This is a genomic window from Bradyrhizobium betae (genome assembly GCF_004123905.1).
Lineage (GTDB): Bacteria > Pseudomonadota > Alphaproteobacteria > Rhizobiales > Xanthobacteraceae > Bradyrhizobium > Bradyrhizobium betae_A.
In genome coordinates this window covers 250,275-276,401 of sequence record NZ_MZXW01000053.1, presented here as the reverse complement: position 1 = coordinate 276,401, position 26,127 = coordinate 250,275, and the positions used below count along the sequence as shown (strand labels likewise).

The following is a 26,127-nucleotide window of genomic DNA, read 5'->3' as shown; positions in this document are numbered from 1 at the left end:
CGCCGCACGCTAGCGGCCGATCGGCCTTTGCTCAACAGGTTCGGGGCGGGTCGTTCACATGCGCCATGAACGCCGCGAGCGCGTCACGGTCCGCCGCGGGCATCGTAAGATCCAGCTTCGAGCGCCGCCAAAGGACGTCCTCCGGAAAACGCGCCCATTCGTGGGCCATGAGATAGCGCACCTCGGCGCCGGTCAGCTCAGGGCCGAAGGCAGGGCCTAGCTCTTCGCGCGTCTTCGCCTCGCCGAGCACCGCCGATAGCCGTGAACCGTAGGCCCCGACCAAGCGCTGGGCCTCCGGCTCCGACAGAAACCGCCAGCGGTCCCGCGCGAGGTCGACCTCGTGATCGAAACGGTCCCAGGCGAAATCGCCGCCGGGCAGCGCGGCACCCGCAGTCCAGGGCGGCGACATCGGATAGAATGGCGTCAGGTTCGTCACCGCCCGCTCCGCGCGCAGACGCGAGGTGGTGACGTCACCGCCGAACATCGTGATCAGCGGCGCCTTGCGCCGTCGTGCATGGAACAGCGTGGTGCCATCGCGTCCCCGGGCGGACGCCAGCGTCAGGTTGACGCCTGAGACCGTGCGCACCACGTCGGTCGGCGCAACGCGCTCGCGAAAATAGCGGCTGGCGGCGTCGCAGAGATAGCTGATGTCGGCGCCCGGCATCGCCACGATCGCGGGATCGCCGGCGAAAGCATGCGTGACCGTTCCGATCAGCGTGAAGTCGCGCTCGAAGGGCCGGGCGAAGATCAACCGTCCATCATTGTTCTGGAAGACGTAGACATTCTCGGAATCGAACAACTTGGGCACGATGATCTGGCTCATCTGCATCGCCGCCATGGCGGGCTGCGGCTGCCGCAGCACGGTGTCGGCGACCATCGACGTCCAGCCGCCGGAGGCGTTGGCGAGCGCCCTCGCCGTGATCGTGCGGCGAAGGCCGCGATCGACCACCGCAAGGCGCCAGGTGTCGGTTCGATCGGCACGGACGCAGCGCGCCCCGGTCCGGATCGCAGCGCCGCGTTCGGCGGCGTCCAGCGCCGTGAGCACCACCAGGCGGGAATCATCGACCACGCAGTCCGAATATTCGAACGCGATACCGAACGGACGCTTCAGCGCGTTGCCGACCGGATGATGCGTGATGTCGAGGGTCGCCGATGGTGGCAGGCCGCTGCGGTTCGTCAGGCTGTCATAGACATAGAGGCCTGCGCGCAGCAGCCATGGCGGGCGCTCCTCGGAATGGGCGGGGATCGCGAAACGCATCGGCCGCACCAGATGTGGCGCAATAGCAAGCCAGGTCCGCCGCTCGGCCAGCGCCCGGCGCACCCGCCAGAAACCGCGGCGCTCCAGCACCGACAGATCGCCATGGATCAGCCGCGGCGTCGCCGACGAGGCTGCGCCGCCGAGATCGCCCTGCTCGAACAGGATGACCCTTAAGCCCCGGCCGGCCGCATCGCGTGCGAGGCTGACACCGTTCAGGCCGCCGCCGATGATCGCAAGATCGTAATCCGCCATGAAACCGTCGAGAGGGAGCGAAGTTCACCACCACTAGCCGGTCTTGAGCGCAAGCTCCATGGCCTCGGCGCGGCCGACAAGGCCGGCATATTTCCCGATCGGCAGCGGCTTGCCGAGCAGATAGCCCTGCACGCCGTCACAGCCCTCCTTGGCAAGGAAGGCGAGCTGCTCGACGGTCTCGACACCCTCGGCGACGATCGACATGTCGAGGCCGTGGCCGAGATCGATCACGGCGCGGACGATGGCCGCCGATTGCGGGTTGCGGCCGAGATTGATGATGAAGGCGCGGTCGATCTTGATCTTGTCGAACGGGAACGCCTGGAGATAGCTCAGCGAGGAATAACCGCTGCCGAAATCGTCCATCGAGATGCGCACGCCAAGCGACTTCAGCCGGCGCAGCAACGCCAGGCCGCGATCAAAGTCCTCGATCAGCACTCCTTCGGTGATCTCGAGCTCGAGGCGACCGGGCGCCAGACCCGTCTCGATCAGGATCGAATGGACGAGGCCAACCACGTCGCCGTGCATGAACTGCGCCGGCGACAGATTGACCGCAACCTGGAGCGGCTTCGGCCAGGACGCCGCCTCGCGGCAGGCCTGCCGCAAAATCCACTCGCCCATCTCGACGATCAGGCCGCTCTCTTCCGCGATCGGGATGAATTCCGCCGGCGAAACCTGGCCGCGCACTGGATGCTGCCAGCGCGCCAGCGCCTCGAAACCGATGATCTCGCTCTCGGCAACGCTGTGGCCGGCGACCCCCTGCGGCTGGAAGGCCAGCGAGAGCTCGCCGTTCTTGATCGCCATCGACAGGTCCTGGTGCAGCACGCGGCGGTCACGGATCTGCTGGTCCATCTCCGGCTGGTACAGGCTGATTGTGCCGCGCGACTTCTGCTTGGCGCGGAACAGTGCCGCTCCGGCATTGGCGAGCAGCGATGCGGCATCCGCACCGTTGTGCGGGAAGATCGACATGCCGGTGGTGACGCCGGCGCGGACCGGCCGGCCCTCGATCTGGAATTCGCGGGCGATGGCCTCGCCGAGTTGCCGCGCCAGTGAAAGACCGGCCTCCGGCTGCTTACCGTCGATGATCAGGCCGAACTCGTCGCCGGACAGGCGCGCCACCACGCCGCCACGCGCGGAATCCTGGAGCCGCTGGGCGACCTCGACCAGGAGCTTGTCGCCGAGCGCATGGCCGAAGACGTCATTGACCTCCTTGAGGCCATCGAGATCGACGCAGAGGACCGCGAACTCCTCGCGGGTGCCTTCGCAGGCCTCGATCATCTGGGTCAGCGCCTGAAGGAAGGCGGCGCGGTTCGGCAAATCGGTCAGGCCGTCATGATAGGCCATGTGCGCCATGCGCGACTCGGTCTGCCGGCGGTCGGTGACGTCTTCGTGGGTCTTGATCAGATATTGCGGCTCGCCGGCATCGCTCAGCACGGTGGCACGGCGGGTCAGGAACAGCCGCAACCCGTCCTTGGTGGAGATCGGATGCTCCTCGGTGATCATCCCGCGCTTCTTGATCGCGGCTTCATCGCGCGCGATGATCAGCTTGGCTTCCTTTGGATTGAAGATGTCGGACGCGGTCAGGCCCGTGGCTTCCTCGCGCCTGCGGTTGAGGATGGTTTCGGCGCTGCGGTTGGCGAGCAGATAGCTGCCGTCCTTGACCTGCTCCACGATCAGCGCGACCGGGATGTTGTCGACCACGAGCTCCAGGAACTTCTTCGTGCTCTCCAGCTCCTGCGACAGCGAACGGCGGTCGGTGATGTCTTCGAACACCAGCAGCAGGAATTCGGGCTTGTTGCTCTCGTTGCGGACCACGATCCGGATCGAGGCCACCATGCGCCGCTCACCGGCGCGGTCGACCTCGAATTCGTTGCGGAACTGGCCGTCCGGTGAATTGAGCGCCGCCCGGTCGGTCGCCTCGATGCTGTCCGCCGAGATCGGCGCGAACAGTTCGCGCGCGTTCTTGCCGACGGCATGGTCGCGCGAGAAACCCCAGAACCGCTCATAGGCACGGTTGGCGAAGATGTAGCGGCCGTCCTCGATGTTCTTCGCGGCCACGCAGGCCGGCACGTTATCCAGCACCGTTTCCAGGAACTGCTTGGTGGAGGCGAGCTGTCGCGACAGTCTGCGCTGCTCGCTGACGTCCAGATGCGTTGCCACCGAGCCGCCGTTCGGCAGCACGAAATATTTCACCAGGATGCCTCGCCCGTCCGGCAGTTCGGTGATCAAACCGTTGGCGCTGGCCGCCTTCTCGTAGAACTCGTCGTCGGAGACGCCGCCGAGCACGCCGCGCGTGCGTCGCAGCTCGAGGAGTTCGTGGCCGTTCATATTGGCCCAGAGATCCGACCGCAGCAGGCCGTAAAGGTCGAGATAGCGGTCGTTGCAGAAGATCACGCGCCGCTGCGCATCCGTCATCACCACGCCCTGGTTGAGATTGTTCATGGCGGAGGAGACGAAGGCATTGCGCCGCAACTGCAGACGCCTGGTCCGGCGCAGCGAGGAATGGATCCACAGCGCGATCGCGGCGAGGAACGAGCAGATGACGACGCCCGCGATCAGGACTTCCCAGATCACGTTGGGGTCGAGCTCGCCGAGATAGCTAGGCGCCTCGAAACTGTCAGACAGCGCAAAGGCACGCGCAGGCGCGACCGCGCCCGCCAGGCACACGGCGGCCTGCACAGCAATCGGAAGCATGCTGCCCGCGTGCCAGTTCTTTTCAGCCATCAGCCACCCGCGATTTCAATGTCGGATTGTCTGGCCTCACCGGTTTGGATCGGGTAAACGCCTGTACGCGCAACAGAAAAATGTGACGCCAAATACGGCAATTGCCCTGACATGATAAATGCTTCCTTAACGGAAAACGGCCCCGCGCCCTCGTTCTCGCCTCCAATGCCACCGGCGCTTCCAGCGGACAGCCTGCACAACCATGGATAAGGTCGACTGCATCGTCATCGGAGCCGGCGTGGTCGGGCTCGCGGTGGCCCGGAAGCTCGCGCAGGCCGGCCGCGAGGTGATCGTGCTGGAGGAGGCCGAGGCCATCGGCACCATCACCTCCTCACGCAACAGCGAGGTGATCCATGCCGGCATCTACTACCGCGCCGGGAGCTGGATGGCGCGCATGTGCGTCGACGGCAAGCACGCGCTGTACCGCTATTGCGGCGAGCGCGGCATCCCCCACAAGAATTGCGGCAAGCTGATCGTCGCAACCAATCCGAAAGAGACCGAGAAGCTGCAATCGATCAAGGCGCATGCCGAGGCCAATGGCGTGCTCGACATGCAGCTGCTCACGGGCGAGGCCGCGCGCGCGCTGGAGCCGGCGCTGGCCTGCGACGCCGCGCTGCTCTCGCCCTCGACCGGCATCATTGACAGCCACGCCTACATGCTCTCGCTGCGCGGCGAGGCCGAGGCAGCCGGCGCGGCCTTTGCGTTTCACACCCCGTTGATCCGCGCCAAGGCGGGGGCCGGAATCATCGAGGTCGAGGCCGGCGGCGAGGCACCGATGGCGCTGCAATGCAGCCTCCTCGTCAACGCTGCGGGGCTCGCGGCGACGACGGTCGCGCGCCACATCGACGGGATGCCGCTGGACCGGATTCCACCGGCCTATCTCGCCAAGGGAAATTACTTCAGCTGCAATGCCAAAGCGCCGTTCTCGCGCCTGATCTATCCGGTGCCCGAGCCCGGCGGGCTCGGCGTACATCTGACACTGGACATGGCGGGGCAGGCGCGTTTCGGCCCCGACGTCGAGTGGATCGAAACGATCAACTACGAGGTCGACCCGTCGCGTGCCGAACGCTTTTATCCGGCGATCCGCAGGTATTGGCCGACGCTGCCCGATGGCGCATTGATGCCGAGCTATTCAGGCATCCGCCCGAAGATCGTGCCGCCGGCGGTGGCCACGCAGGATTTTCTGATGCAGGGCCCGCGCGATCATGGCGTCGAAGGACTGATCAACCTGTTCGGCATCGAATCGCCGGGACTGACGTCCTCGCTCGCGATCGCCGATCACGTCGCCGAACTCGCAGGCATCTAGAGCGTTTTCGAGCGAAGTGGGTACCGGTTCGCGTCAAGAAAACGCATCCAAACAAAAAGCCAGCACCACGCAACACACGCATGCGATGCGCACCCTGCAGCAGGGATGAGTGCAAACGCTCTCATCCCTGCGTGAAAGGATACGATCGACTTGACGCTGTTACGGGGGTTACTAGTGGAGCGTGTCGCCGTGCCTTAGACGCTCGATCTGGTCCTTGACCATCAACTTCCGGCGCTTCAACTCAACAATTTGCAGGTCGTCTGTTGAAAGGTGCACGAGAGCTTCGTGCAATTCGTTTTCGAGAGTTTTATGCTTCCGTTCCAATTCAACCAGATGTGCCTGAATTGTCATTCGAAACCTCCTCGGTAGGGGTGAACCTTGGATTCGATCCGGACAACCAAGTCTACATCACCGATTCGTTCTGTCGATGGGTATCCGTCGTCGCAGCGTCATTTTTGAAAATTCATATGTAATGAAGCGTGAGTAAGGGAACCACGCTGGAAAAATCCATGATATCAATGCGCTTGCGCAGCGCTGCCGCGAATCGTCGAAATATCTTGCGGGAGATCGGTGAGCGGCGACCCGAGATCGCTTGCGATCACGGTGCGCAAGGACGATAATTTCCACAGGGCATCCACAGCCTTAATCTCACGCCTATCGGTTTTTCGGCCACCGCAGACATGACCAATGAAGATGCGCGCGAACTCGAATCCGAGCTCGCCCGGTTGCACCAGGAACACCGAGATCTCGATGCCGCGATCGATGCACTGCATCAATCGCCTGCCCCCGACCTATTGCGGTTGCAGCGGTTGAAGAAGCGCAAGCTGTTGTTGCGCGACCGTATCGCCTTCATCGAAGACCAGATCACGCCCGACATCATCGCCTGATCCACAGGGCAGCTTTTCGCGGCGGCTCGCCGCATGTGAATCCGCTTGACTCCAAAAGAACAAAATAGGAACATTTAGCCAGCCCAACGCCCCCAGGAAACGCCCGAGAAACACCAAGGACAACGCAGATGTCGGCAACCGCCCTTTTCGACAACAGCCATTATGAACAGGCCTGCGATCAGGCGATCGCGATGTGCGACGGCAATCTGCGCAGCACCATCAAGGCGCTGATCATGGCCAACGAATATCTGGAGGCAGAGCTGGAAGAATTGCAGGCGGCGATTTCGGCCGGCTGCATTCCGGAGACCTCGCGCAGCAAGATGCGGAGCAAGAGCAGCGCCGCCTGAGTTTCAAAGCGCGACGAGATCGCGCTTTGATTTTTTCAGCATGATCTTATCGGAAAACCGCTTCACACTTTTCCGGATCATGCTCTATTGGAGCGCAATGCCATGTCGGACGTGACCTACTACGTTGCAATGCCCTTCCTGATCGATGCCGACGGATCGCCGGTCGCGGGCGCCGCGGAGGAATGCCAGAGCTCGACGGCCGCGTTACGGCGCGCCGAGATCTTGTCGCACGGCGCCGGCAACATCGGCGCAGTCGCGTTCAGCCGCAGCGGCGATCCCATGACCGGCGAATTCGGTGACGCCACGCTGCTGCGCAAATTCGGCAACGTGCCGGAAGATCTCGCCACGCTGTGAGGGTTATTGTTTGAGCATGATCTCTTCGGAAAACCGCTTCACACTTTTCCGGATCATGCTCTAGCTGCTGACGAGCCTGATCCGCGGCTCGTGCCGCCGGCTGGCCTTGCGCACATACATGGCCGCATCGGCTTCCTCCATGGCGCGGCCTGGGTCGGACTGCGCTCCCAGCAGCGCAACACCGGCGGAGGCGCCCGCGGTCACATGCTGGCCGCGAAAGACAAAGGACAATTCGTCGATCGCCTGCTCGAAGGCCGCCGCCTTCGCCTTGGCATCAGTCTCGCTGAGATTCCAGAGCAGCAGCGCGAACTCGTCGCCGCCGAGCCGGCCGACCACGTCTGAGGCGCGGACCTGCCGCGTCAGCGCGCTGGCGATCTCCTTGAGCACCGCGTCGCCAGCGGCATGGCCGAAGGAATCGTTGATCGGCTTCAGCCGGTCGACGTCGAGCACGATCAGTGCGCCGCTGGCGCGATACCGCTTCATGTAGGCGATTGCGCGCGTGAGCTCGCGCTCGAAGCCGCGCCGATTCGGGATCTCGAGCAGGAAATCGGTGTCGGCGGCAGCTTCCAGTTCCGCGACCCGCCGCTCCGCCGCCTTGAGCTTGCTCCGCAGGCCGCGGATGGTCGCCTTGGTGTCGTCGGCAGTCGACGCTCCGCGCGGTGCCGGCTTGACCGAATTCTTGGCCGGATTCGTAGCCGGATTCCTGGCCGGGCGCTTCGCGGCGGTGTTGGATCGGCTCGCGCCCGCTTTTCGGCCCTTTTTGGCCTTCGCAGCGCTCGCCCTTTTTGGTTTCTTCATGGGCATCCTGCTCAATGAAGGCTTGCGGGGATTCACCAAGACAGGATAGTGCATTCCCTTCTCCTTGCCACCGCCTTGCGAGCCACCGGCCGGAACCGTTAATCTGGCCTATCCTTCTGTTTTCCGAGCACAATTGACGTCATGACCGCGCCGATCGCCATTATCATGGGAAGCCAGTCTGACTGGGAGACGATGCGGCACGCCGCCGACACGCTCGCAGCTTTGGGCGTTACCGCCGACACCCGCGTCGTTTCGGCCCACCGCACCCCAGACAGGCTGTTTGCCTTCGCCAAGAGCGCCAAGGCGGCCGGCTTCAAGGTCATCATTGCCGGCGCCGGTGGCGCTGCGCATCTGCCGGGCATGGCGGCGGCGCTGACGGAACTGCCGGTGTTCGGCGTTCCCGTCGAATCCAGGACGCTCAAGGGCATCGATTCGCTCTATTCAATCGTGCAGATGCCTGCGGGCATCCCGGTCGGCACCCTCGCCATCGGCAAGGCCGGCGCCATCAACGCGGCGCTGCTTGCGGCCGCCGTGCTGGCGCTGTCCGACCCGGCTTTGTCCGATCGCCTCGCCGCCTGGCGCAAGGCGCAGACTGATGCGGTCGCCGAGCGCCCGGAGGACAAGGCGTGACGGACGCAAAGCAGGTGAAGCTGAAGCCCGGCGACACCATCGGCATCCTCGGCGGCGGACAACTCGGGCGGATGCTGGCGATGGCCGCGGCGCGGCTCGGCCTGCGCTGCCAGGTGTTCTCGCCCGATCCGGACTCGCCCGCCTTCGACGTCGTGCTGAACGCGACCTGCGCCGAATATGCCGACGTCGAGGCGCTCGAACTGTTCGCGAACGACGTCGACGTCATCACCTACGAATTCGAGAACGTGCCGTCCGCCGCCGCGATGGTGCTGGATGCCCGCCGCCCGGTGCTGCCCAACCGCAAGATCCTCGAGACCACCCAGGACCGGCTCGCCGAGAAAGATTTTGTCACGCGCCTCGGCATCGGCACCGCCGCCTATGCCGACGTCACCTCGGTCGCTTCGCTGCGCGAGGCCATCGTCAGAATCGGCCTTCCGGCCGTGCTGAAAACCCGCCGCTTCGGCTATGACGGCAAGGGCCAGGCCATCATCCGCGAGGGCGACGACATCGCGAAAGTGTGGACCAGCCTCGCCACCAAATCGGCGATCCTGGAAGCCTTCATCCCGTACGAGCGCGAGATCTCCGTGATCGCCGCGCGCTCGACATCGGGCCAGGTCGAATGCTTCGACGTCACCGAGAACGAGCATCGCGACCACATCCTGAAGATATCCCGCGCGCCCGCGCAGATTCCGGACGCGCTCGCAGAGGAAGCGCGCAGCATCGCCGGCAAGATCGCAAGCGCGCTCGACTATGTCGGCGTGCTGGCAGTGGAGATGTTCGTGCTCGCCAATGGCACCGGACCAAAAGTGCTGGTCAACGAGATCGCCCCGCGCGTGCACAATTCCGGGCATTGGACGCTCGACGGCGCCTCGGTCTCGCAATTCGAGCAGCACATCCGCGCCATCGCCGGCTGGCCTCTGGGAAAGCCGGTGCGTCACGGCGAGATCGTCACCATGACCAATCTGATCGGCGACGAGATCAATGATTACGAGAAGTGGCTGACCGTCCCGGGCGCGACCGTGCACATCTACGGCAAGGGCGGCCCGCGCCCCGGCCGCAAGATGGGTCACGTCACCGAAGTCAGGCCGCCGAAAGCCGGATAACGGGACCGCAGCCAGGGCTACGATCCCGCTTTGCGATTAGGCCGTCTTGGCGCCAGCGACGACGCCGGTGGGCTCCTCGCTGAGCCAGCGATAGACCACCCCGCCCAGCGCGCCGCCGATCAGCGGTGCGACCCAGAACAGCCAGAGCTGCGCCATCGCCCAGCCGCCGACGAACAGCGCGGGACCGGTGCTGCGCGCCGGGTTCACCGACGTGTTGGTGACGGGAATGCTGACGAGATGAATCATCACGAGCGCGAGCCCGATCGCGAGCGGCGCGAATCCAGCGGGTGCACGGCCGTGGGTGGCCCCCATGATGACGAACAAGAACATCATCGTCATCACCACCTCGGTGAGGAAGCAGGCGACAAGGCTGTACTGCCCCGGCGAATGCGCGTCGTACCCGTTCGACGCAAAGCCCTTGGTGACGTCGAAGCCGGGGGCACCGCTGGCGATGATGTAGAGCAATCCGGCGGCAACGATTGCGCCACAGATCTGCGCGATCACGTAAGGCAGGATCTGGCCGGCCGGAAAACGCCCGCCGGCGGCAAGGCCGACCGTGACGGCCGGATTGAGATGGCAGCCCGAGATGTGCCCGATCGCATAGGCCATGGTGACGACGCTCAAGCCGAAAGCCAGGGACACGCCGACCAGGCCGATTCCGACCTGCGGAAAGCCGGCTGCAATGACTGCGCTGCCGCAGCCTGCGAATGTGAGCCAAAAGGTCCCGATGGCTTCAGCGGCGTATTTCTTCATGTTCATGTATCGTCCCCTCATTTCAAAGATTCCGGAACAAAGCTCCGGTCGCGGCCCCACTATTGGCACCAAATCCCCTGAATCGGTGCCGCACGGAGGTATTTTCGCCGCATTTAATGGCCGAACTAGGCCCGAAAATCCGCTTGGCCGGTGGACATCTCCGGTTTTGTCTGATACATCCGCGCGCTCAAGGTTAAGGGCTTGCGCTTTTTGCCATCCCCTTTGTCCTACCAGAATTCAAATCCGATCCACTGAAGAGGATGCCGCGTGCAGGTTCTCGTTCGCGATAACAATGTCGACCAAGCCCTCAAGGCGCTGAAGAAGAAGATGCAGCGCGAGGGTATTTTCCGCGAGATGAAGCTCCGCGGTCATTATGAGAAGCCCTCCGAGAAGAAGGCCCGCGAAAAGGCCGAAGCCGTGCGCCGCGCGCGCAAGCTGGCCCGCAAGAAGCTGCAGCGTGAAGGCCTGCTGCCGATGAAGCCGAAGCCGGTGTTCGGCGCCGGTCCCGGTGGTGATCGCGGTGGTCGTGGCGGCCCGGGTGCGGGCGCAGGTGCAGGTCCGCGCGGACCGCGCTGATTTTGCCTGACTTGCAAGACTGAACTTGCAAGACTGAGTTTTCGATGACGCGGGCCCTCGGCCCGCGTTATTGTTTTGTGAGCGGTGCCTTTCTGGGACGGGGCACTACCATGCGGCACCAGCGCGAGCGAACCGTAGATGGCCTCCCCTTTCCCTGAGCGCAGCATGGCGCAACTGCGCCGGATCTCGCGTCAGCCGCTCACGCTCGGTTTAATGGGGATTGCGCTATGCGGCTGCTCCTTCGACCTGGGCTCCCTGATGCCGGAGAAGGACAAGCCGCAGGAGGCGCCCAAGGCGGCCGCCGCGCCAGAGAGCGCGGTCAGCGCCGGTAGCGTCACCGAAGCCCGGGCCCACACCGCAAAGGCGCAAGCCCTCGCCAAGTCAGGCGAGACGGCCGCAGCGCTGGATGAGTTCAATCGCGCCGTTGCGCTCGATCCCTACAATGCGCAGGCGCTCTATGGCCGCGGCCTGATCTACCAAGGCAACAACGAGCACGATTTCGCGGTCGCCGATTTCAGCGCCGCCAACGGGCTCAATCCGCAAAAGGTCGAGCCGCTGCTCGGCCGCGCCACCAGCTATCTCGCCCTCGGCAAGGTCAAGGAAGCGGCGGCCGATCTCGACGAAGCCTCCGAGGCCGATCCGCACAATGCCCAGGTCTGGACTGCGCGAGGACAGGCTTATGAACGGCTGCGCGACAAGGCCAAGGCGGCAGCCTCCTACAACAAGGCGGTCGCTCTGCGTCCACGCGACGATGCCGCCCGCAGCGGCCTCGCCCGCGTCGGCGGCTGACAAACTTAGAGGAAGCGCGGACGCTACCTTAATCGGGGGTGGAACTCTTCGGCAGGACGGAGTGGAACATCGACTTCATGCCCGACAGCATCTCGTCCGCGACATTGGTCTTCTTCGGCCGCGGCATAGTTGCGCCGGCATCGGCACGCAGGTCGAGCGGCGGCGCGATCACCGGGACGGGAATGTCAGCCGGCGGCGTGATCCGATTCGGGTCGTCGTTGCCGAGCGAGGCCGTGTAGGACGGCGACGAGCCGCCATTGCCATACGCCTCGGTGGAAGGCGTGGACACCGTAATCGGCGGCGGCAGCGGACGGAGGACCGTGGACGGCTCGGTCGTGACGACCCGCGGGGCCTCCGGCGTGCGGACGGCTTCGCGCATCGCGGGCTCGGGGGTCCGCTCGACCGGCTTGGTCTCGGCGGATTTGGCCTCGGCTGCCTTTTCGGCAGCCTTTGCTTCAGCAGCCTTTTCGGCCGCCTTAGCCTCAGCAGATCTGCCCTCAGGCGACTTGCGCAAACGCTCGATGGCGGCACGCGCCAGATCGTTGGCGTCGGGGGTCGCGGCCGGGGACGCAGCAGCCGGCGCCGAATTGGCCTCCATCACTGGAGCGGTGGCTGCCGGAGCAGGCTTGGCGGCTGCCTTCTCACGTGCCGGGGGGCGGCCGTGCGAAGCGGTGTCGGAGGGAGCAACGTCCGCGGGCTTGGTGTCCGCAGCCTTGGTCTCGGATTTGTCCGCAGGCTTCTCGACCGCCGCCTTCTCGGTCACGTTCTTCTCGGAGACGCCCTTGGCCTTGACGCCGGGAGCGGGAAGGCTGGCGGTGTCGGCAGGCTTGCCATCCTTGCCGGCCTCGGCAGGTGCAATGACGGCCGCGGGGGCATCAGCCGCCGGCTTGGCGTTGATGTAGTGGTTAACGATGTAAGCCCCGATGATCGTTGCGAGCACCGAGGGTAAGATATCCATCGAGATTTTAGCGAGGTATTTCAGCATTTCTCGGCCACTCCCCGCGCGATCAGATGCGGGAACTTTGGGGCATTGTAAGGGATCAACTGCGACGGATCGATGGCAAAGGTTACACGTGCCTTACGGCTTCAGCTCGATCTCAAGGAACACGATCTCGGTTGAGGTTTCGTTAAGTACGTCATGTTGGACGCCGGTCTTGCGGAAGTAGGATTTTCCGGCCGCGAGCTGCGCCTTGGAACGCTCCCCATTGGGCGCCACGATGGTCATTTCGCCGGCCACGACGGGAACGATCACGTAGTCCATCCCGTGGGTGTGATGCCCGGTCGCGCTGCCCGGGGCGAGCCGCCATTCGGTCACCCGGACCTCTTCGTTGTCGATCTGGACCTCGGACTTGGCGGCAAGCATCGGAACTCTCCAAAAATAACCTAAAGCGCGGGCGCGCTTCAGGGCACAAACACCATGAACACGTAGACGGCAAATACCACCATATGGACCAGCCCGAACAGGACATTGGTCCTGCCCGTGCCAAAGGTCAGCATGCTCAGCAAGAATGTCAGGAACAGCAGCGCCGTATTCTGCGGATTGAGCCCCAGCACGAGCGGCTGGTCGAGCGCATAGGTGGCAAGCCCGACGGCGGGAATCGTCAGCCCGATGGTCGCAAGCGACGACCCGAGCGCCAGATTGATGCTCTTCTGGAGGTCGTTCTTGCGGGCCGCGGCAATCGCGGAGACGCCCTCGGGCATCAGGATCAGGAGGGCGACCAGCAGGCCCGCGAATGCCGGGGGAGCGCCGATCTGGACCGCGACGGCGTCGACGACCAGCGAAAATTTCTTGGCCAGGAGCACGACGGCCAGCAGCGAGATCAGCAGCAGCGCGATGCTGAACGCCAGCATCCTGCCCGGCAAATGGGCCACCCCGCCCTCACCGTCCGCCCTCTCATGAACGAAGTAATCCTTGTGCAGGACGGTCTGGGTGTAGAGGAACACGCCATAGAGCACGATCGTGATGAGGTCGACGAAGCCGAGCTGGAGCGTCGAATAGATCGGGCCCGGCGTCGTCAGCGTGTAATTGGGCATGATCAACGTGAGGGTCGCGAGCGCGATCAGCACGCTGAGATAGACGTTGGCACCGGAGACCTGAAAGCCCTGCTCGCGGTAGCGCAGGCCGCCGATGAAGACGCAGAGGCCGACGAGGCCGTTGCAGACGATCATCACGACTGCGAACACAGTGTCGCGCGCGAGTTCTGGCGCCGGCTTGTCGCCCAGCATGATCGTGGTGATCAGCGCGACCTCGATGATGGTGACCGCGAGCGTCAGCAGCAGCGTGCCGTAGGGCTCGCCGATGCGCTCGGCGATCACCTCGGAATGATGAACGGCCGCGAACACGGTTCCGAACAGGATCACCAGCAAGACGACCGCGAACAGGCCGCCGCCGACCGATAGCGTAAAGCCGTAGCCGGTCGCGGTGACGATCAGGAACAACAGCACCGCCAGAGCGGGGAAGATCCATGACGACCGCGGCATCGGTCCGTGTGCGCTCATGCAGGCGATTCCTTCAACTGGGAGACCGATTATGCGTGAGAAGATCGCGCGCGTCAGCCCTCAGGACCCATTGATGAAGTTTCGTGCGATATCGGCGATGCCAAAGTTGCCGAGATCGTCATGCCCGCCGCCGGGAATGCGGACGAACTGCTTCGGCTCGCGAGCCAGCGCAAACAGCTTCTCGCCGAGTGCGATCGGGATGGTCTGATCCTGCGCCCCATGCACGATCAGGAGCGGCACTGTGACGCGTGCAATGCGCTCATCCGAGTGGAACGGGTCGCGCATCAGCAGGCGGACCGGGACGAAGCGGAAATGCGCAGCCGCTACATCGGCGATCGACGTATAGGGCGCCTCGAGGATCAGCTTGCCGACCGGGTGCTCGGACGCGATCGCGACGGCAACGCCGGTCCCGAGCGAGAAGCCCCAGGCGACGACGCGCTGGGCCTCGTAACGCTCCGCCGCGAATGAATACGCGATTGCCGCGTCGCGCAGCAACCCGTTCTCGCTCGGCGCGCCACTGGAGCCCGCGTAGCCGCGATAGGATAGCGCCACGAGACCAGTGCCGTCAGCCGTGATGGCCTTGAAGCGTCCGGCAAGACCGGCGAGAAAATCGCCATTGCCGTGGAAGAACAGGACCACGGCACGGCCGGGCTTCGCCGGCACGTGCCAGACGATGACCTTCTCGCCATCCGACGTGGTCAGGACGTGCTCTTCGGCCTGGGGAAACCCCGCGGCGGCGGGCGCGGTGCGCTCGGCGGTCGGGATCGGAAACAGCATGGCGCGCTGCTTCACATAGAGCAGGACGAGACCGGCGAGGTAGCCGGCGGCAACGACGATGGCGATCCATTTCAGGAATGTCATCGTGGCGCCGGCTCTCCGGCGCTACATCGCCTTGACGATGTTCTCTGTGACCTTCTTGGCGTCGCCGAGCAGCATCATGGTGTTGTCGCGGTAGAACAACGGATTGTCGATGCCGGCATAGCCGGACGCCAGCGAGCGCTTGATGAACATCACGGTGCCGGCCTTCCAGACCTGGAGCACGGGCATGCCGTAGATCGGCGAGGTCTTGTCCTCTTCGGCCGCCGGGTTGGTGACATCGTTCGCACCGATCACGAAGGCGATATCGGCCTGCGCGAATTCGGAGTTGATGTCCTCGAGCTCGAACACCTCGTCATAGGGTACGTTGGCTTCGGCCAGCAGCACGTTCATGTGGCCGGGCATACGGCCCGCGACCGGGTGAATGGCGTATTTCACCTCGACGCCTTCCTTCTTCAGGATATCGCCCATTTCGCGCAGCGCGTGCTGGGCCTGCGCCACCGCCATGCCGTAGCCGGGCACGATGATGACCTTCTGCGCGTTCTTCATGATGAAGGCGGCGTCGTCAGCCGAGCCGAGCTTGGCGGGCTTCTGCTCGCCACCGCCACCGCCGGCCGCGGCGGTCTCGCCGCCGAAGCCGCCGAGGATGACCGAGATGAAGGACCGGTTCATCGCGTGGCACATGATGTAGGACAGGATCGCGCCCGATGAGCCGACCAGCGCGCCGGTGATGATCAGCGCGGAGTTGCCGAGCGTGAAGCCGATGCCGGCCGCGGCCCAGCCCGAGTACGAGTTCAGCATCGAGATCACGACCGGCATGTCGGCGCCGCCGATCGGGATGATCATGAGCACGCCGAGCGCCAGCGCGATGATGACGATCAGCCAAAAGTCGAGCGCGCTGCCCGACATCACCAGCCCGACGATGAAGACGACCAGCGCGATCGCCAGCGCGATGTTGATGATGTGGCGGAACGGCAGGATGATCGGCGCGCCGCTCATCCGCGCGGACAGCTTCAGGAACGCGATCACCGAGCCGGTGAAGGTCAGCGCGCCGATGGCGACGCCGAGCGACATTTCGACCAGGCTCTGCGGATGGATGTTGCCGGGGGTGCCGATGTCGAAGGCTTCGGGCGCGTAGAACGCGCCGGCGGCGACCAGCACTGCGGCCATGCCGACCAGCGAGTGGAAGGCGGCGACCAGCTCCGGCATCGACGTCATCGGCACGCGACGGGCGATCACCGCGCCGATGCTGCCGCCGATGGCGATACCGAGAATCACCAGGATCCAGGCGACGCCGTCCGCCGGCGGATGACTGGCGAGCGTGGTCGCGACCGCGATCCCCATGCCGATCATGCCGAACAAATTGCCCTGGCGCGACGAAGCCGGGCTCGACAGCCCGCGCAGCGACAGGATGAACAGCACTCCCGCCACGAGATACAAAAATGCAGAGAGGTTGGCGCTCATCTCAGGTCCCCATTGATCCCTTCAGCCCGAGGTGGCCGCTTACTTCGACTTCTTCTTGTACATCGCCAGCATGCGCTGGGTGACAAGGAAGCCGCCGAAGATGTTCACGCAGGCAAAGATGAGCGCGATGAAGCCGAAGCCCCGCGCCCAGCCGGAGCCGCTCGAAATCATGCCGACGCCGACCGCGAGCAGCGCACCGACCACGATCACCGAGGAGATCGCGTTGGTGACGCTCATCAGCGGCGTATGCAGCGCGGGGGTCACCGACCACACCACGAAATAACCGACGAAGACGGCGAGAACGAAGATCGACAGCCGGAAGACGAAGGGGTCGACGACCTGTGCAACATGCTCCATGGCGGCTCTCCTTAAACCTTCGGCTGGAAGTTCGGGTGGATCACGGCGCCGTCTTTCGTCAGCGCGGTCGCCTTGACCAGCTCGTCGTCCCAGTTCACGGCCAGCGATTTGCTGGCCTTGTCGACCATCGTTTCGATGAAGTTGAACAAATTGCGCGCGTAGAGGCTGGAGGCCGACGCCGCGACGCGGCCGGCGACGTTGGTGTAGCCGACGATCTTGATGCCATCGAGGTCGACGACCTCGCCGGCCTTGGCGCCCTCGACATTGCCGCCGCGCTCGACGGCGAGATCGACCAGGACCGAACCCGGCTTCATCGACTTGACCATGTCGGCCGAGACGAGCTTCGGCGCCGGCCGGCCCGGAATCAGCGCAGTGGTGATGACGATGTCCTGCTTCTTGATGTGCTCTGCGGTGAGCGCGGCCTGCTTGGCCTGGTATTCCTTGGACATTTCCTTGGCGTAACCGCCGGCGGTCTGCGCGTTCTTGAACTCCTCGTCCTCGACAGCGAGGAATTTCGCACCGAGCGATTCTACCTGCTCCTTGGTCGCGGGCCGCACGTCGGTCGCGGTGACGACGGCGCCGAGACGGCGCGCGGTCGCGATCGCCTGGAGGCCGGCAACGCCGACGCCCATCACGAACACTTTTGCGGCGGGCACGGTGCCGGCCGCCGTCATCATCATCGGGAAGGCGCGGCCGAAGGCCTCGGCGCCCTCGATCACGGCGCGGTAGCCGGCGAGGTTCGCCTGCGAGGACAGCACGTCCATCACCTGCGCACGCGTGATGCGCGGCATCAATTCCATCGCGAAGGCAGAGACGCCGGCATCGGCGATCGTCTTCAGCGCAGCCTCGTTGCCGTAGGGGTCCATGATGGCGATGACGAGCGCGCCGCGCTTGTACTGCGCGAGCTCGGAGGCCTCGGGGCGCTTCACCTTGATGATGATGTCGGCGTCCTTCAGCGCGTCGGCGCTGACGGTGGCGCCCACGGCGGTGAATTCGGAATCCGGCAGGCCCGACTTGAGGCCGGCGCCCGGCTCAACGGCGATCTCGGCGCCCAGCGCCTTGAACTTCTTCACCGTATCAGGCGAAGCGGCAACACGCGGCTCCGACGGATCGATTTCCTTGGCAACGGCGATCTTCATAGGCCCTCCGGCGACGCGGGCAAAAACGCGCACGCGAACTTAGCGTCACTCCCGCAACGTTGGATACCGGTTTTGGAACCGGCTTGTATGCAAATTTTATAAGCAGCCGCCGGCGTTGGCGGATGCAGCAGGCGCTGGATCAGGTCAGGAAGATCGCCATCAGGATGACGATGAGCGCAACCGAGGCCGTTCCGTACTTCACCAGCTTGATGAAGCCCTCATAGGTCTGCTCGTGAGCAACATAGTCGTTGCCGTCAGCAGTGGTGTACGCCACTTCGCTATGGTCAGCCATCGATTGTCCCCGGTCGAAAGTCGAATTCTTGGGCTGGGATACCTTAATCCTTCGGGCAGGGCAACGGCAGGCAGACGCGGTTTTGCCGCAAATCAGGTCATTTGGAATCCAGATTGTCGCGAATCCAGCGTGTCAGGCTCTGCTCGCTGACTTCACCGGCGGCGAGCGAGAGGATGATCGCCGTCGCTTCTGCAGGATCGGGACTGAAGACCACGCCGTTCTTGTGAAGAAATACCATCATCGCCATGAAAGCGATGCGCTTGTTTCCGTCGACAAACGCGTGATTCTTCGCAAGCCCGAATGCATAGGCTGCAGCAAGCTCGTCGAGCGGCGCCTGCTCGTCGCGCCATTTGTTGATCGGCCGCTCCAACGCCGAACGCAGCATCCCTTCATCGCGCAATCCCGGCGCTCCGCCGAAACGACGGAGTTGCCGGCTATGAATTGCGACAGCCTGCTCGTAGGTGATCCAGAGCGGCTCCTGAAGATCGCTCATGCGCGTCGCCGACTATTTTGCAAGCGCAGCGAGCGTGTCGCGATACTTGTCCATCACCTCGTCGGCGATTTCCATCGTCCGCTCGAAGTCGGGATCGTAGGGCAGCAACTGAAAACCACCCCCGGGTAATTCCACGATGTGCAATTGCTGTCCGCGCTTGAGATCGAGCCGCTGCATCAACTCGCGGGGCAGCAGCAGACCGTCTGAATTGCCGATCTTCTTGATTTCGATCTTCATGACCTAGCCTCCGGTCAGCACGTTATACATGTGTATAACGCCCCACTGGCGGCCGTTCAACAAATGTTTTACGTCCCCTAACCCTGATCCAGCACGGCGATCGCGCCTGCTGCGGTGACGGGCCGGTCGATGACCGGCCACCCCAGGGCGCGGCGGACCTCATCGATCACCGCCTCGCCCGGCTCGTTAAATCGGGCCGTATGCGGATCGACGCCGCATCCGACGGCCACCGGATTGTCGCCGGACAGGAAGCCGTGGGCCATGTGGAAACCGAGCGCGCGATAGACCTCGAACTGCTCTTCGGAGAAGAACTGGTCGCCCGTGGTCTCGTGCGGGAACGCGGCGTGCCGCCGCCCATAGTCGCGGATGTAATCATTCTCGTCTCCGGTCAGGGACGACTTGAGATAGACGAGATAGCCGGTGTCGCCGGCGCCATAATCGATGGTGCCGATGGCGACATGGACGTGATCGATCGGCTTGTCATCGCGCCGGCCTCGGGACGTCGCCGGGTCCGCATTGCACGCCATCACCGCCCGCGTGCGCTCGTGGATCGGCATCCAGGGCAGATCGATCCGGACGCCGAGATCGATGCGGGCATAACGCTGCAGCGTCATCAGCGAGGCGAAGTTCATCGGCGTGTCCGCTTCCGCATCCACGGCGATGATGACCCGGCAACGCCGGCGCAGCAGCTCATAGACGCCGAGATTCTCGATATGGCCGCCGTCGGTGAGATAGACGCCGTCGCTGTTCTCATAGAGACGGCCGGAGATTTCCGACCAGAAATAGAGCGGCGAGAAGCGGCGGAACCAGCGCGCGCTCACGTAGCGCGGATTCCTCAGCCAATAGCCGAGCCGGACGTTGAGAAGCGCGAGCGTCGGCGTCAACGCGCGGATCGAGTTCGACCCCATGTTCGACGACGCAGCCGCTCCGGAGATCGCCATCGCCGTGGCGAGGTCGAGACTTTGCTCGGCCCTCTCGACGGCCAGTGTCGCCGCGTAGCCGGTCGCCTCGCTCCCGACATTGCGCGGTGAGAACATGAAGAAGTCGGCGTTGCGGCCACGCCGGTTGGCAAAATCCGAACCCTGGATGTTCAGCGCGGTGTTGATGAGGTGATAAGGCGCCAGCAGCGTGGCCCCGGCTTGTTCGCTGCCATCAGGGTCGCCTGCATTCGCGACGCCATAGAGGTCGCTCAGCTTTATGCGATCGAGCGGCTTGAAGTCGCGGCCCTGGTCGAGACTGGCCTCGGCGCGTGCGAGATCGCTCTCGGCCGGCCGGGTCGGGTCGAACAGGAAGGCTTTGCTCAACCGGTCGCGGTAGAGCCGGTGCAGCGAGTTGGCATTCGGCGTCAAAAGCCAGGAGACCAGGAACAGCAACAAGCCCGTCAGCGCATACAGGACAATCACCGGCAGGGTGTAGGAATAGGCTGCGTCGGACGCGGTCCCCTGGAACAGTTGCGGGAAGCGCGGCCGCACCTTTCGCGTGAGCCATTGGGCTGCAGCTTGGAGCCACGCCGGTGCGTGCCAGGTCGCCAGCCGATCCGAGTTCATATCAACGCGCGGCTCGGGGGACGGCTCAACCTTCTCGGCAAGTTCGATGGCGGCGTTCCGGTCGAGCTGGACCTTGCCTGCAAGGCCTCCGGGAAGCGATGCGTTCAGTTTCGCCTTGGCGATGCAGTCCCTCTGTTCGGTCTGGGCCGAGCAATCCCTGAAGATGTCGTTGGAGATCCCCCAATAGGACAGATTGAGATAAGCGACCCAGATGATCAGCGGCAAGGCGAGGCCGGCGATCCAGAGCGCGATCTTGGCAACGACCGCTAGCAGCATCGATCCCCGCTGCGAGGATACGCTGTTGCCCTTCAACAGTTCGAGGAATTGCTGCCGGAACGCGGTGACGAACACCCCGATCGGTGCCGCGACGGCGGCAAGCGACTGGATCCAGGTCACCGCGACGCCGCCGACCGGCCCGCCGATCACGCTGCTGTCGGCAACATCGAACATCTGCCGCAGCATGAACGGCTGAAATTCGAAGAAGGCGATGGCTGCCAGCAGGACCATGAAGGTCGCCCCCACGGTCGGCAGGTGCGAGCGAAATTCCTGGCGATGACTCGGGCGGGCGAAGGACCGCACGATCGCCCACAGGAAAAAGAGTCCGATCACGATGATCGTCGTCGCAAGGGTGAGCGCGAAATTCTTCACCTGGAGCACCCGCGCGAAGTCGCAGGCGGCACCGACCACGACGACGATGCCGGCGGCGTAGACGTACACGATGGCGGGACCGCTGCCCCTTTCGGATCGCGAGCCGAAATAAGCCAACACGCCGCACGCAAGCAGGATTGCGCCGACGATGGCACCGACCGCCGTGAATCCGTGCTGATTCACGAAGCCGAAATCGTGCAGCTCGCACCCGCTGGAATCGCCGATGCTGACGCCGAACAGGTTTGCGACCGTCAGGCATTTCCGCGTCGGCGTCGACCAGATGGTGACTGCCGCCAGCATCAGCACGATCGGAAGGATGATCCCGATATTGGCGACCAGCCCGCGTACCACGATGGCAATGCCGGTAAGCAGATCGCGCACCCCGGCGGGGATCAGATAATTGGAGCAATTCCTGATATGCCCGACGGAGGCGGTATCGCTGATTTCGTTCGCGGTCGCGGTGCCGCCCGAGGGCCTCTCCCCGAACACGAAACGCCGCGCCACCGTCATGGTCGCGCTGAGCGAGGTGCCGATATAGCCGCCGCCGGAGACGGTCGAGAGGTAGTCGATCCGCCGGAACAGATTGTGGTGGTTCAACGCCTGGAGGACGCCGAGGCAAAGCGCCGAGGAGCGAATGCCGCCGCCTGACAATGCGAGCCCGGTGACGTCGAGCATCTGGCAGGATTGCAGACCATCCGTGCGGATCTGGCGCGCATCCTCGCGCCTTGTGTTGATCGCTTCGATTTCATCGCGAACGATCTGGTGGTGCTTCTCGCACCACGGCATTTCCTCAGTGGAGCGAGGCGTGCGAGCTTCAACGAGCTGCGTCGGCCGGACCTGATCGAGCATGCGTGCCTCCCCTGGGCGGCGGAGCACCGGCAATCAATGGTTGTAAAATGGAATAAAAAATAGCCTTATGAAAATAAGTCTCGCCGGGGATTCAAACGTTCAATCCTACATCGCAGGCGCGTGCGATCGCGAAAATCGCACGGCAATGCGCCGGCTGGAACCCGGCAGGTGCCGCCTGAATGGGCGACACCGGCCGGGTTTGGGAAGAGTTCCCGGGCCGCGCGTCAGGCACACGCGGCCCGCCGCTTCAGCCCATCGCCTCCAGCTCGTCGATCATGCCGGCGATGACCGAGAGACCGCCGTCCCAGAACTTTGGATCCTTGGCATCGAGCCCGAATGGCCGCAGCAGCTCGGAGTAATGCTTGGTGCCGCCGGCGGCGAGCATGTCGAGGTAGCGCTCGGCAAAGCCTTCGGCGGCGTTCTCGTAGACGGCGTAGAGCGAGTTCACGAGGCAATCGCCGAACGCGTAAGCGTAGACATAGAACGGCGAGTGGATGAAGTGCGGGATGTACATCCAGTAATTCTCGTAGCCCGCCTTGATCTCGATCGCGGGGCCCAGGCTCTCGCCCTGCACCGACAGCCAGATCTCGCCGAGCCGCGTCGCCGTCAGCTCGCCGTTCTTGCGCTCGGTGTGGACCGCGCGCTCGAACGAATAGAACGCGATCTGCCGCACCACGGTGTTGATCATGTCCTCGACCTTGCCAGCGAGCAGCGCCTGACGCTGCTTTGCGCTCTTGGTTTGCGCCAGCAGCCGGCGGAAGGTCAGCATCTCGCCGAACACGCTTGCAGTCTCCGCCAGCGTCAGCGGCGTCGGCGCCATCAGCGCGCCGTTCTTGGCCGCGAGCACCTGGTGCACGCCATGGCCGAGCTCATGCGCGAGCGTCATCACGTCGCGCGGCTTGCCCTGGTAGTTCATCAGCACGTAGGGATGCGCCGAGGGCGTGGTCGGATGCGAGAACGCACCCGGCGCCTTGCCCGGACGCACCGGCGCGTCGATCCAGCGATCGGTGAAGAAGCGTTCGGCGATGTCGGCCATTTTGGGCGAGAAGCCGCGATAGGCCGTCAGCACCATGTTGCGCGCGTCGGGCCAGCCGATGACATCGGTCGCCGCGAACGGCAGCGGCGCGTTGCGGTCCCAATAAGCCAGCCGCTTCCTGCCGAACCACTTCGCCTTCAGCGCGTAATAGCGATGCGACAGCTTTGGGTAGGCCGCGCGCACCGAGGCGACCAGCGCATCCACCACCTCGCGCTCGACGCGGTTGTTCAGATGGCGGGAATCCGCAACGTCCTGAAAGCCGCGCCAGCGGTCGGAGATATCCTTGTCCTTGGCCAGCGTGTTGGTGATCAGCGCAAAAGTGCGCTCATGGGCCTTGAAGGTCTTTGCCAGCGCTTCGGCGGCGGCCTTGCGCTTGGCACCGTCACGATCCTGCAGGAAATTGAGCGTCGGCTCGATCGCGAGTTCTTTTGCGCCGACCTTGAAGCGCAGGCCGGAGATGGTCTGGTCGAACAGCCGGTTGAAGGCGGAATAGCCGGTCTGCGACTTCTCCAGGAAGAGCTGCTCGAGCTTGTCGTCGAGCTGGTACGGCTTCTCCTTGCGCAGATCCTCGATCCACGGACGGTAATACGCGAGCTCCGGCGCCTCCATCGCGCGGTTCAAAATATCGTCATCGACACGGTTGAGCTCGAGCGCGAAGAACAGCAGATGCGTGGACGCCGCCGTCAGCCGCTCCGAGACATCGCCGTAAAACTTTGAAATCTTGGGGTCAACGCTGTCGCCGGCATGGATGAGACCGGCATAGGAGCCGAGACGGCCGGCCAGATCGTCGATCGCCTCATAGCGTCGCACGGCTCTCGCGAGCCATTTTCCGCCATCTTCATTTGCTGTCCCTGTCGCGAGCTTGCCCTTGAAGTCCGTCTCGAACGCGACGCAATCGGCATCCATCTTTGCGAGATCACGCGCCACTTCCGGCGCATCGATCCCGGAATAGAGATCGGCCAGGTTCCACTCCGGAAGCTTGTCGGTCTTGCTCGCAGGCTTGCTGGAGGGTTTTGCCTTGGTGGCGGATTTCTTGACGGCGGATGTCTTGGTGGCTGGCTTGCGGAGAGCGGGCTTCTTCAAGGCAGACTTCTTGAGAGCAGATTTGGAGCGCGAATTCATTGTGTGGGAAACCTGTGTTCAACAATCGCGACGGCGGGCGGGGGCATCAAGGTTTAAGAGTGCGTTAATCGGCTTCGGCCAGAGTGCCCCGATTCGAGACAGATAGTAGTAGCGTGCGGGGAACACCATGGCTGCCAGTATTTTGATCGCCGACGACGACGCAGTAGCCCGCCGGCTGGTCGAGAACATGGTGCAGAAATGCGGCTATGAGACGATCGTCGTGGACTCCGGCGACGCCGCGATCGCCACCCTCACCGCCCCCGATGCACCTGTCATCGACGCCGTCATCCTCGATCTCGTGATGCCCGGCCTCGATGGCATGGGCGTGCTGGCGAAGATCCGCGAAGCGGGCCTGACCGTGCCCGTCATCGTGCAGACCGCCCATGGCGGCATCGACAATGTGATCTCGGCGATGCGCGCGGGCGCGGCCGATTTCGTCGTCAAGCCGGTCGGCGTGGAGCGGCTTCAGGTTTCCTTGCGCAACGCGCTCAACGCTTCAGCGCTCAAGGGCGAATTGCAGCGCATCCGTCACAGCCGCGAGGGCCGGCTGACCTTCTCCGACATCATCACCCGCGCCGAGGCGATGGCGGGCGTGATGCGCGCCGCGCAAAAGGCGGCGGGCTCGTCGATCCCCGTACTGATCGAGGGCGAGTCCGGTGTCGGCAAGGAGATGTTCGCACGCGCCATCCATGGCAGCGGCGAGCGCAAGGCCAAGCCGTTCGTCGCGGTCAATTGCGGCGCGATCCCCGACAACCTCGTCGAGTCCATCCTGTTCGGCCACGAGAAGGGCGCCTTCACCGGCGCCACCGAACGCCACACCGGCAAATTCGTCGAGGCTCATGGCGGCACGCTGTTCCTGGACGAGGTCAGCGAGCTGCCGCTGACCGCGCAGGTCAAGCTGCTCCGCGCGCTGCAAGAAGGCGCAGTCGAGGCCGTCGGCGGCCGCAAACCGTTGAAGGTCGACGTCCGCATCATCTCGGCAACCAATCGCAGGCTGCTGGAACGGGTGAAGCAGGGCCACTTCCGCGAAGACCTGTTCTACCGCCTGCACGTGCTGCCGCTGACGATCCCCTCGCTGCGCGCCCGTCGCGAGGACATCCCGCATCTGCTCCGGCATTTCCTGGCGCGGTTTGCCGCCGAAGAGAACCGAACCATCACCGGCATCAGCGGCGACGCGGTCGCGCACCTCACCCAGCTCGACTGGCCCGGCAACATCCGCCAGCTTGAAAACGCGGTCTACCGCGCGGTAGTGATGAGCGAGAGCGACCAGCTTGGCCCTGCCGACTTCCCCCTGCTCACTTCGCAGCCGCATCATCACGAGACGGAGATTCCGACCGCGCCGCTGATGATCGAACCGATCGCGGCGCCCTCGATGGTGTCGGGTGGTGAAATACCAATCGCGCCGCTCCCCCTGGCCGGCGCCCTCTCCATGCTGACCCCGACCGGCGATGTCCGCCCGCTGGAGGACATGGAGAACGAGATCATCCGTTTCGCCATCTCGCATTACCGCGGACAGATGTCCGAAGTCGCCCGCCGCCTCAAAATCGGCCGGTCCACCCTTTACCGCAAACTCGACGAAGCCGGGGTTCCCGGCCATGGCGGCAAAAGCGGCGAGGAGACGCACTGAGCCTCATGCGAACGGAGGTTCGCGCGACCCGACAAGGCCGCTGCAAGCCGTTGAATTACGGCAAAATTCGGCGGCGACTTGAACCGTGACTTGGAAGTGACAGACAGAGGGAAAAGCGCGTGCTGCAAGCGCACAATCCGTTGCCAAGAGGCTCCCTTGAAGTCAGTTTGTCGTGAGTTGTCCCGGGTAGCGCTGGCTGCGAAATCGGGGCCTGTATATCGTCTGCG

At 64.1% G+C, this 26,127-nt stretch carries 26 protein-coding genes; 9 read left to right on the top strand and 17 right to left on the bottom strand.

What is annotated here, in order from left to right; genetic code table 11:
- Window positions 1-31 precede the first annotated feature (31 nt).
- Together B5V03_RS36455 and B5V03_RS36450 are read right to left on the bottom strand one after the other, a co-directional pair.
- Complete coding sequence (locus tag B5V03_RS36455; protein WP_129275234.1) at window positions 32-1,510, bottom strand: glycerol-3-phosphate dehydrogenase; 1,479 nt, start codon at window positions 1,508-1,510, stop codon at window positions 32-34.
- Window positions 1,511-1,543: 33 nt separating this feature from the next.
- On the bottom strand, window positions 1,544-4,231 hold the full coding sequence (locus B5V03_RS36450) for a sensor domain-containing protein (RefSeq protein ID WP_129275233.1): 2,688 nt from the start codon (window positions 4,229-4,231) through the stop codon (window positions 1,544-1,546).
- Between the two features lie 202 nt (window positions 4,232-4,433).
- Here B5V03_RS36450 and B5V03_RS36445 point away from each other — a divergent pair, with 202 nt between their 5' ends.
- Entirely contained in the window at window positions 4,434-5,537 is a 1,104-nt protein-coding gene (locus tag B5V03_RS36445; protein ID WP_129275232.1) for an NAD(P)/FAD-dependent oxidoreductase, read from the top strand.
- Window positions 5,538-5,708: 171 nt separating this feature from the next.
- Here the strand turns inward: B5V03_RS36445 and B5V03_RS36440 are convergent, their stop codons facing one another.
- Complete coding sequence (locus B5V03_RS36440; protein WP_007596254.1) at window positions 5,709-5,888, bottom strand: YdcH family protein; 180 nt, start codon at window positions 5,886-5,888, stop codon at window positions 5,709-5,711.
- A 329-nt stretch (window positions 5,889-6,217) separates the two neighbouring features.
- Here B5V03_RS36440 and B5V03_RS36430 point away from each other — a divergent pair, with 329 nt between their 5' ends.
- The 3 genes from B5V03_RS36430 to B5V03_RS36420 all read left to right on the top strand — a co-directional run bounded on the left by B5V03_RS36430 (window position 6,218) and on the right by B5V03_RS36420 (window position 7,125).
- Window positions 6,218-6,424, top strand: coding sequence for a YdcH family protein (locus B5V03_RS36430; protein ID WP_027519980.1), 207 nt, complete (start codon window positions 6,218-6,220; stop codon window positions 6,422-6,424).
- Window positions 6,425-6,552: 128 nt separating this feature from the next.
- Window positions 6,553-6,771, top strand: coding sequence for a hypothetical protein (locus B5V03_RS36425; protein WP_129275230.1), 219 nt, complete (start codon window positions 6,553-6,555; stop codon window positions 6,769-6,771).
- Between the two features lie 102 nt (window positions 6,772-6,873).
- Window positions 6,874-7,125, top strand: coding sequence for a hypothetical protein (locus B5V03_RS36420; RefSeq protein WP_092034622.1), 252 nt, complete (start codon window positions 6,874-6,876; stop codon window positions 7,123-7,125).
- 60 nt (window positions 7,126-7,185) lie between these two features.
- Here B5V03_RS36420 and B5V03_RS36415 read toward each other — a convergent pair whose 3' ends face one another.
- The gene (locus B5V03_RS36415; RefSeq protein WP_164988517.1) at window positions 7,186-7,923 is read right to left on the bottom strand and encodes a GGDEF domain-containing protein; all 738 of its coding nucleotides are present in this window, start codon (window positions 7,921-7,923) and stop codon (window positions 7,186-7,188) included.
- Between the two features lie 141 nt (window positions 7,924-8,064).
- On the opposite strand from B5V03_RS36415, the gene purE reads away from it, so the two are divergent.
- Both purE and B5V03_RS36405 read left to right on the top strand, forming a co-directional pair.
- A complete protein-coding gene (gene purE / locus B5V03_RS36410) occupies window positions 8,065-8,553 on the top strand; it encodes a 5-(carboxyamino)imidazole ribonucleotide mutase (protein ID WP_129275228.1) in 489 nt (162 codons plus the stop codon).
- The gene (locus tag B5V03_RS36405; RefSeq protein ID WP_129275227.1) at window positions 8,550-9,656 is read left to right on the top strand and encodes a 5-(carboxyamino)imidazole ribonucleotide synthase; all 1,107 of its coding nucleotides are present in this window, start codon (window positions 8,550-8,552) and stop codon (window positions 9,654-9,656) included. The genes purE and B5V03_RS36405 overlap by 4 nt, the downstream gene beginning before the upstream one ends.
- A gap of 36 nt (window positions 9,657-9,692) precedes the next feature.
- Here B5V03_RS36405 and aqpZ read toward each other — a convergent pair whose 3' ends face one another.
- The gene (aqpZ, locus tag B5V03_RS36400; protein WP_129275226.1) at window positions 9,693-10,415 is read right to left on the bottom strand and encodes an aquaporin Z; all 723 of its coding nucleotides are present in this window, start codon (window positions 10,413-10,415) and stop codon (window positions 9,693-9,695) included.
- Window positions 10,416-10,676: 261 nt separating this feature from the next.
- Between aqpZ and rpsU the strand changes: the two genes are divergently transcribed.
- Window positions 10,677-10,985, top strand: a complete 309-nt coding sequence (gene rpsU / locus B5V03_RS36395; RefSeq protein WP_014439827.1) for a 30S ribosomal protein S21 — start codon at window positions 10,677-10,679, stop codon at window positions 10,983-10,985.
- A gap of 138 nt (window positions 10,986-11,123) precedes the next feature.
- Window positions 11,124-11,774: a tetratricopeptide repeat protein gene (locus tag B5V03_RS36390; protein ID WP_129275225.1), complete on the top strand. Its 651-nt coding sequence runs from the start codon at window positions 11,124-11,126 to the stop codon at window positions 11,772-11,774.
- A gap of 28 nt (window positions 11,775-11,802) precedes the next feature.
- Here the strand turns inward: B5V03_RS36390 and B5V03_RS36385 are convergent, their stop codons facing one another.
- The 12 genes from B5V03_RS36385 to B5V03_RS36330 all read right to left on the bottom strand — a co-directional run bounded on the left by B5V03_RS36385 (window position 11,803) and on the right by B5V03_RS36330 (window position 24,273).
- On the bottom strand, window positions 11,803-12,759 hold the full coding sequence (locus B5V03_RS36385) for a hypothetical protein (protein WP_129275224.1): 957 nt from the start codon (window positions 12,757-12,759) through the stop codon (window positions 11,803-11,805).
- 93 nt (window positions 12,760-12,852) lie between these two features.
- Window positions 12,853-13,137, bottom strand: a complete 285-nt coding sequence (locus tag B5V03_RS36380) for a cupin domain-containing protein (RefSeq protein ID WP_129275223.1) — start codon at window positions 13,135-13,137, stop codon at window positions 12,853-12,855.
- Window positions 13,138-13,175: 38 nt separating this feature from the next.
- Complete coding sequence (locus B5V03_RS36375; protein ID WP_129275222.1) at window positions 13,176-14,273, bottom strand: calcium:proton antiporter; 1,098 nt, start codon at window positions 14,271-14,273, stop codon at window positions 13,176-13,178.
- A gap of 60 nt (window positions 14,274-14,333) precedes the next feature.
- A complete protein-coding gene (locus B5V03_RS36370; RefSeq protein WP_129275221.1) occupies window positions 14,334-15,134 on the bottom strand; it encodes an alpha/beta hydrolase in 801 nt (266 codons plus the stop codon).
- Window positions 15,135-15,155: 21 nt separating this feature from the next.
- A complete protein-coding gene (locus B5V03_RS36365; RefSeq protein ID WP_129275220.1) occupies window positions 15,156-16,553 on the bottom strand; it encodes an NAD(P)(+) transhydrogenase (Re/Si-specific) subunit beta in 1,398 nt (465 codons plus the stop codon).
- A 39-nt stretch (window positions 16,554-16,592) separates the two neighbouring features.
- Entirely contained in the window at window positions 16,593-16,910 is a 318-nt protein-coding gene (locus B5V03_RS36360; RefSeq protein WP_129275219.1) for a proton-translocating transhydrogenase family protein, read from the bottom strand.
- A gap of 11 nt (window positions 16,911-16,921) precedes the next feature.
- Window positions 16,922-18,049, bottom strand: a complete 1,128-nt coding sequence (locus tag B5V03_RS36355) for a Re/Si-specific NAD(P)(+) transhydrogenase subunit alpha (RefSeq protein ID WP_129275218.1) — start codon at window positions 18,047-18,049, stop codon at window positions 16,922-16,924.
- Between the two features lie 139 nt (window positions 18,050-18,188).
- The gene (locus B5V03_RS36350; RefSeq protein ID WP_008136857.1) at window positions 18,189-18,341 is read right to left on the bottom strand and encodes an aa3-type cytochrome c oxidase subunit IV; all 153 of its coding nucleotides are present in this window, start codon (window positions 18,339-18,341) and stop codon (window positions 18,189-18,191) included.
- A gap of 97 nt (window positions 18,342-18,438) precedes the next feature.
- Entirely contained in the window at window positions 18,439-18,834 is a 396-nt protein-coding gene (locus B5V03_RS36345) for a type II toxin-antitoxin system death-on-curing family toxin (RefSeq protein ID WP_129275217.1), read from the bottom strand.
- A gap of 12 nt (window positions 18,835-18,846) precedes the next feature.
- Window positions 18,847-19,071 (bottom strand): AbrB family transcriptional regulator, encoded by a 225-nt coding sequence (locus tag B5V03_RS36340; protein WP_018641564.1) that lies wholly within the window; start codon window positions 19,069-19,071, stop codon window positions 18,847-18,849.
- 77 nt (window positions 19,072-19,148) lie between these two features.
- A complete protein-coding gene (locus tag B5V03_RS36335; RefSeq protein WP_129275216.1) occupies window positions 19,149-22,115 on the bottom strand; it encodes a patatin-like phospholipase family protein in 2,967 nt (988 codons plus the stop codon).
- A gap of 247 nt (window positions 22,116-22,362) precedes the next feature.
- Entirely contained in the window at window positions 22,363-24,273 is a 1,911-nt protein-coding gene (locus B5V03_RS36330; RefSeq protein ID WP_129275215.1) for a M3 family oligoendopeptidase, read from the bottom strand.
- Window positions 24,274-24,400: 127 nt separating this feature from the next.
- Here B5V03_RS36330 and B5V03_RS36325 point away from each other — a divergent pair, with 127 nt between their 5' ends.
- Window positions 24,401-25,900, top strand: coding sequence for a sigma-54-dependent transcriptional regulator (locus B5V03_RS36325; RefSeq protein WP_129275214.1), 1,500 nt, complete (start codon window positions 24,401-24,403; stop codon window positions 25,898-25,900).
- The last annotated feature ends 227 nt before the right edge of the window (window positions 25,901-26,127 follow it).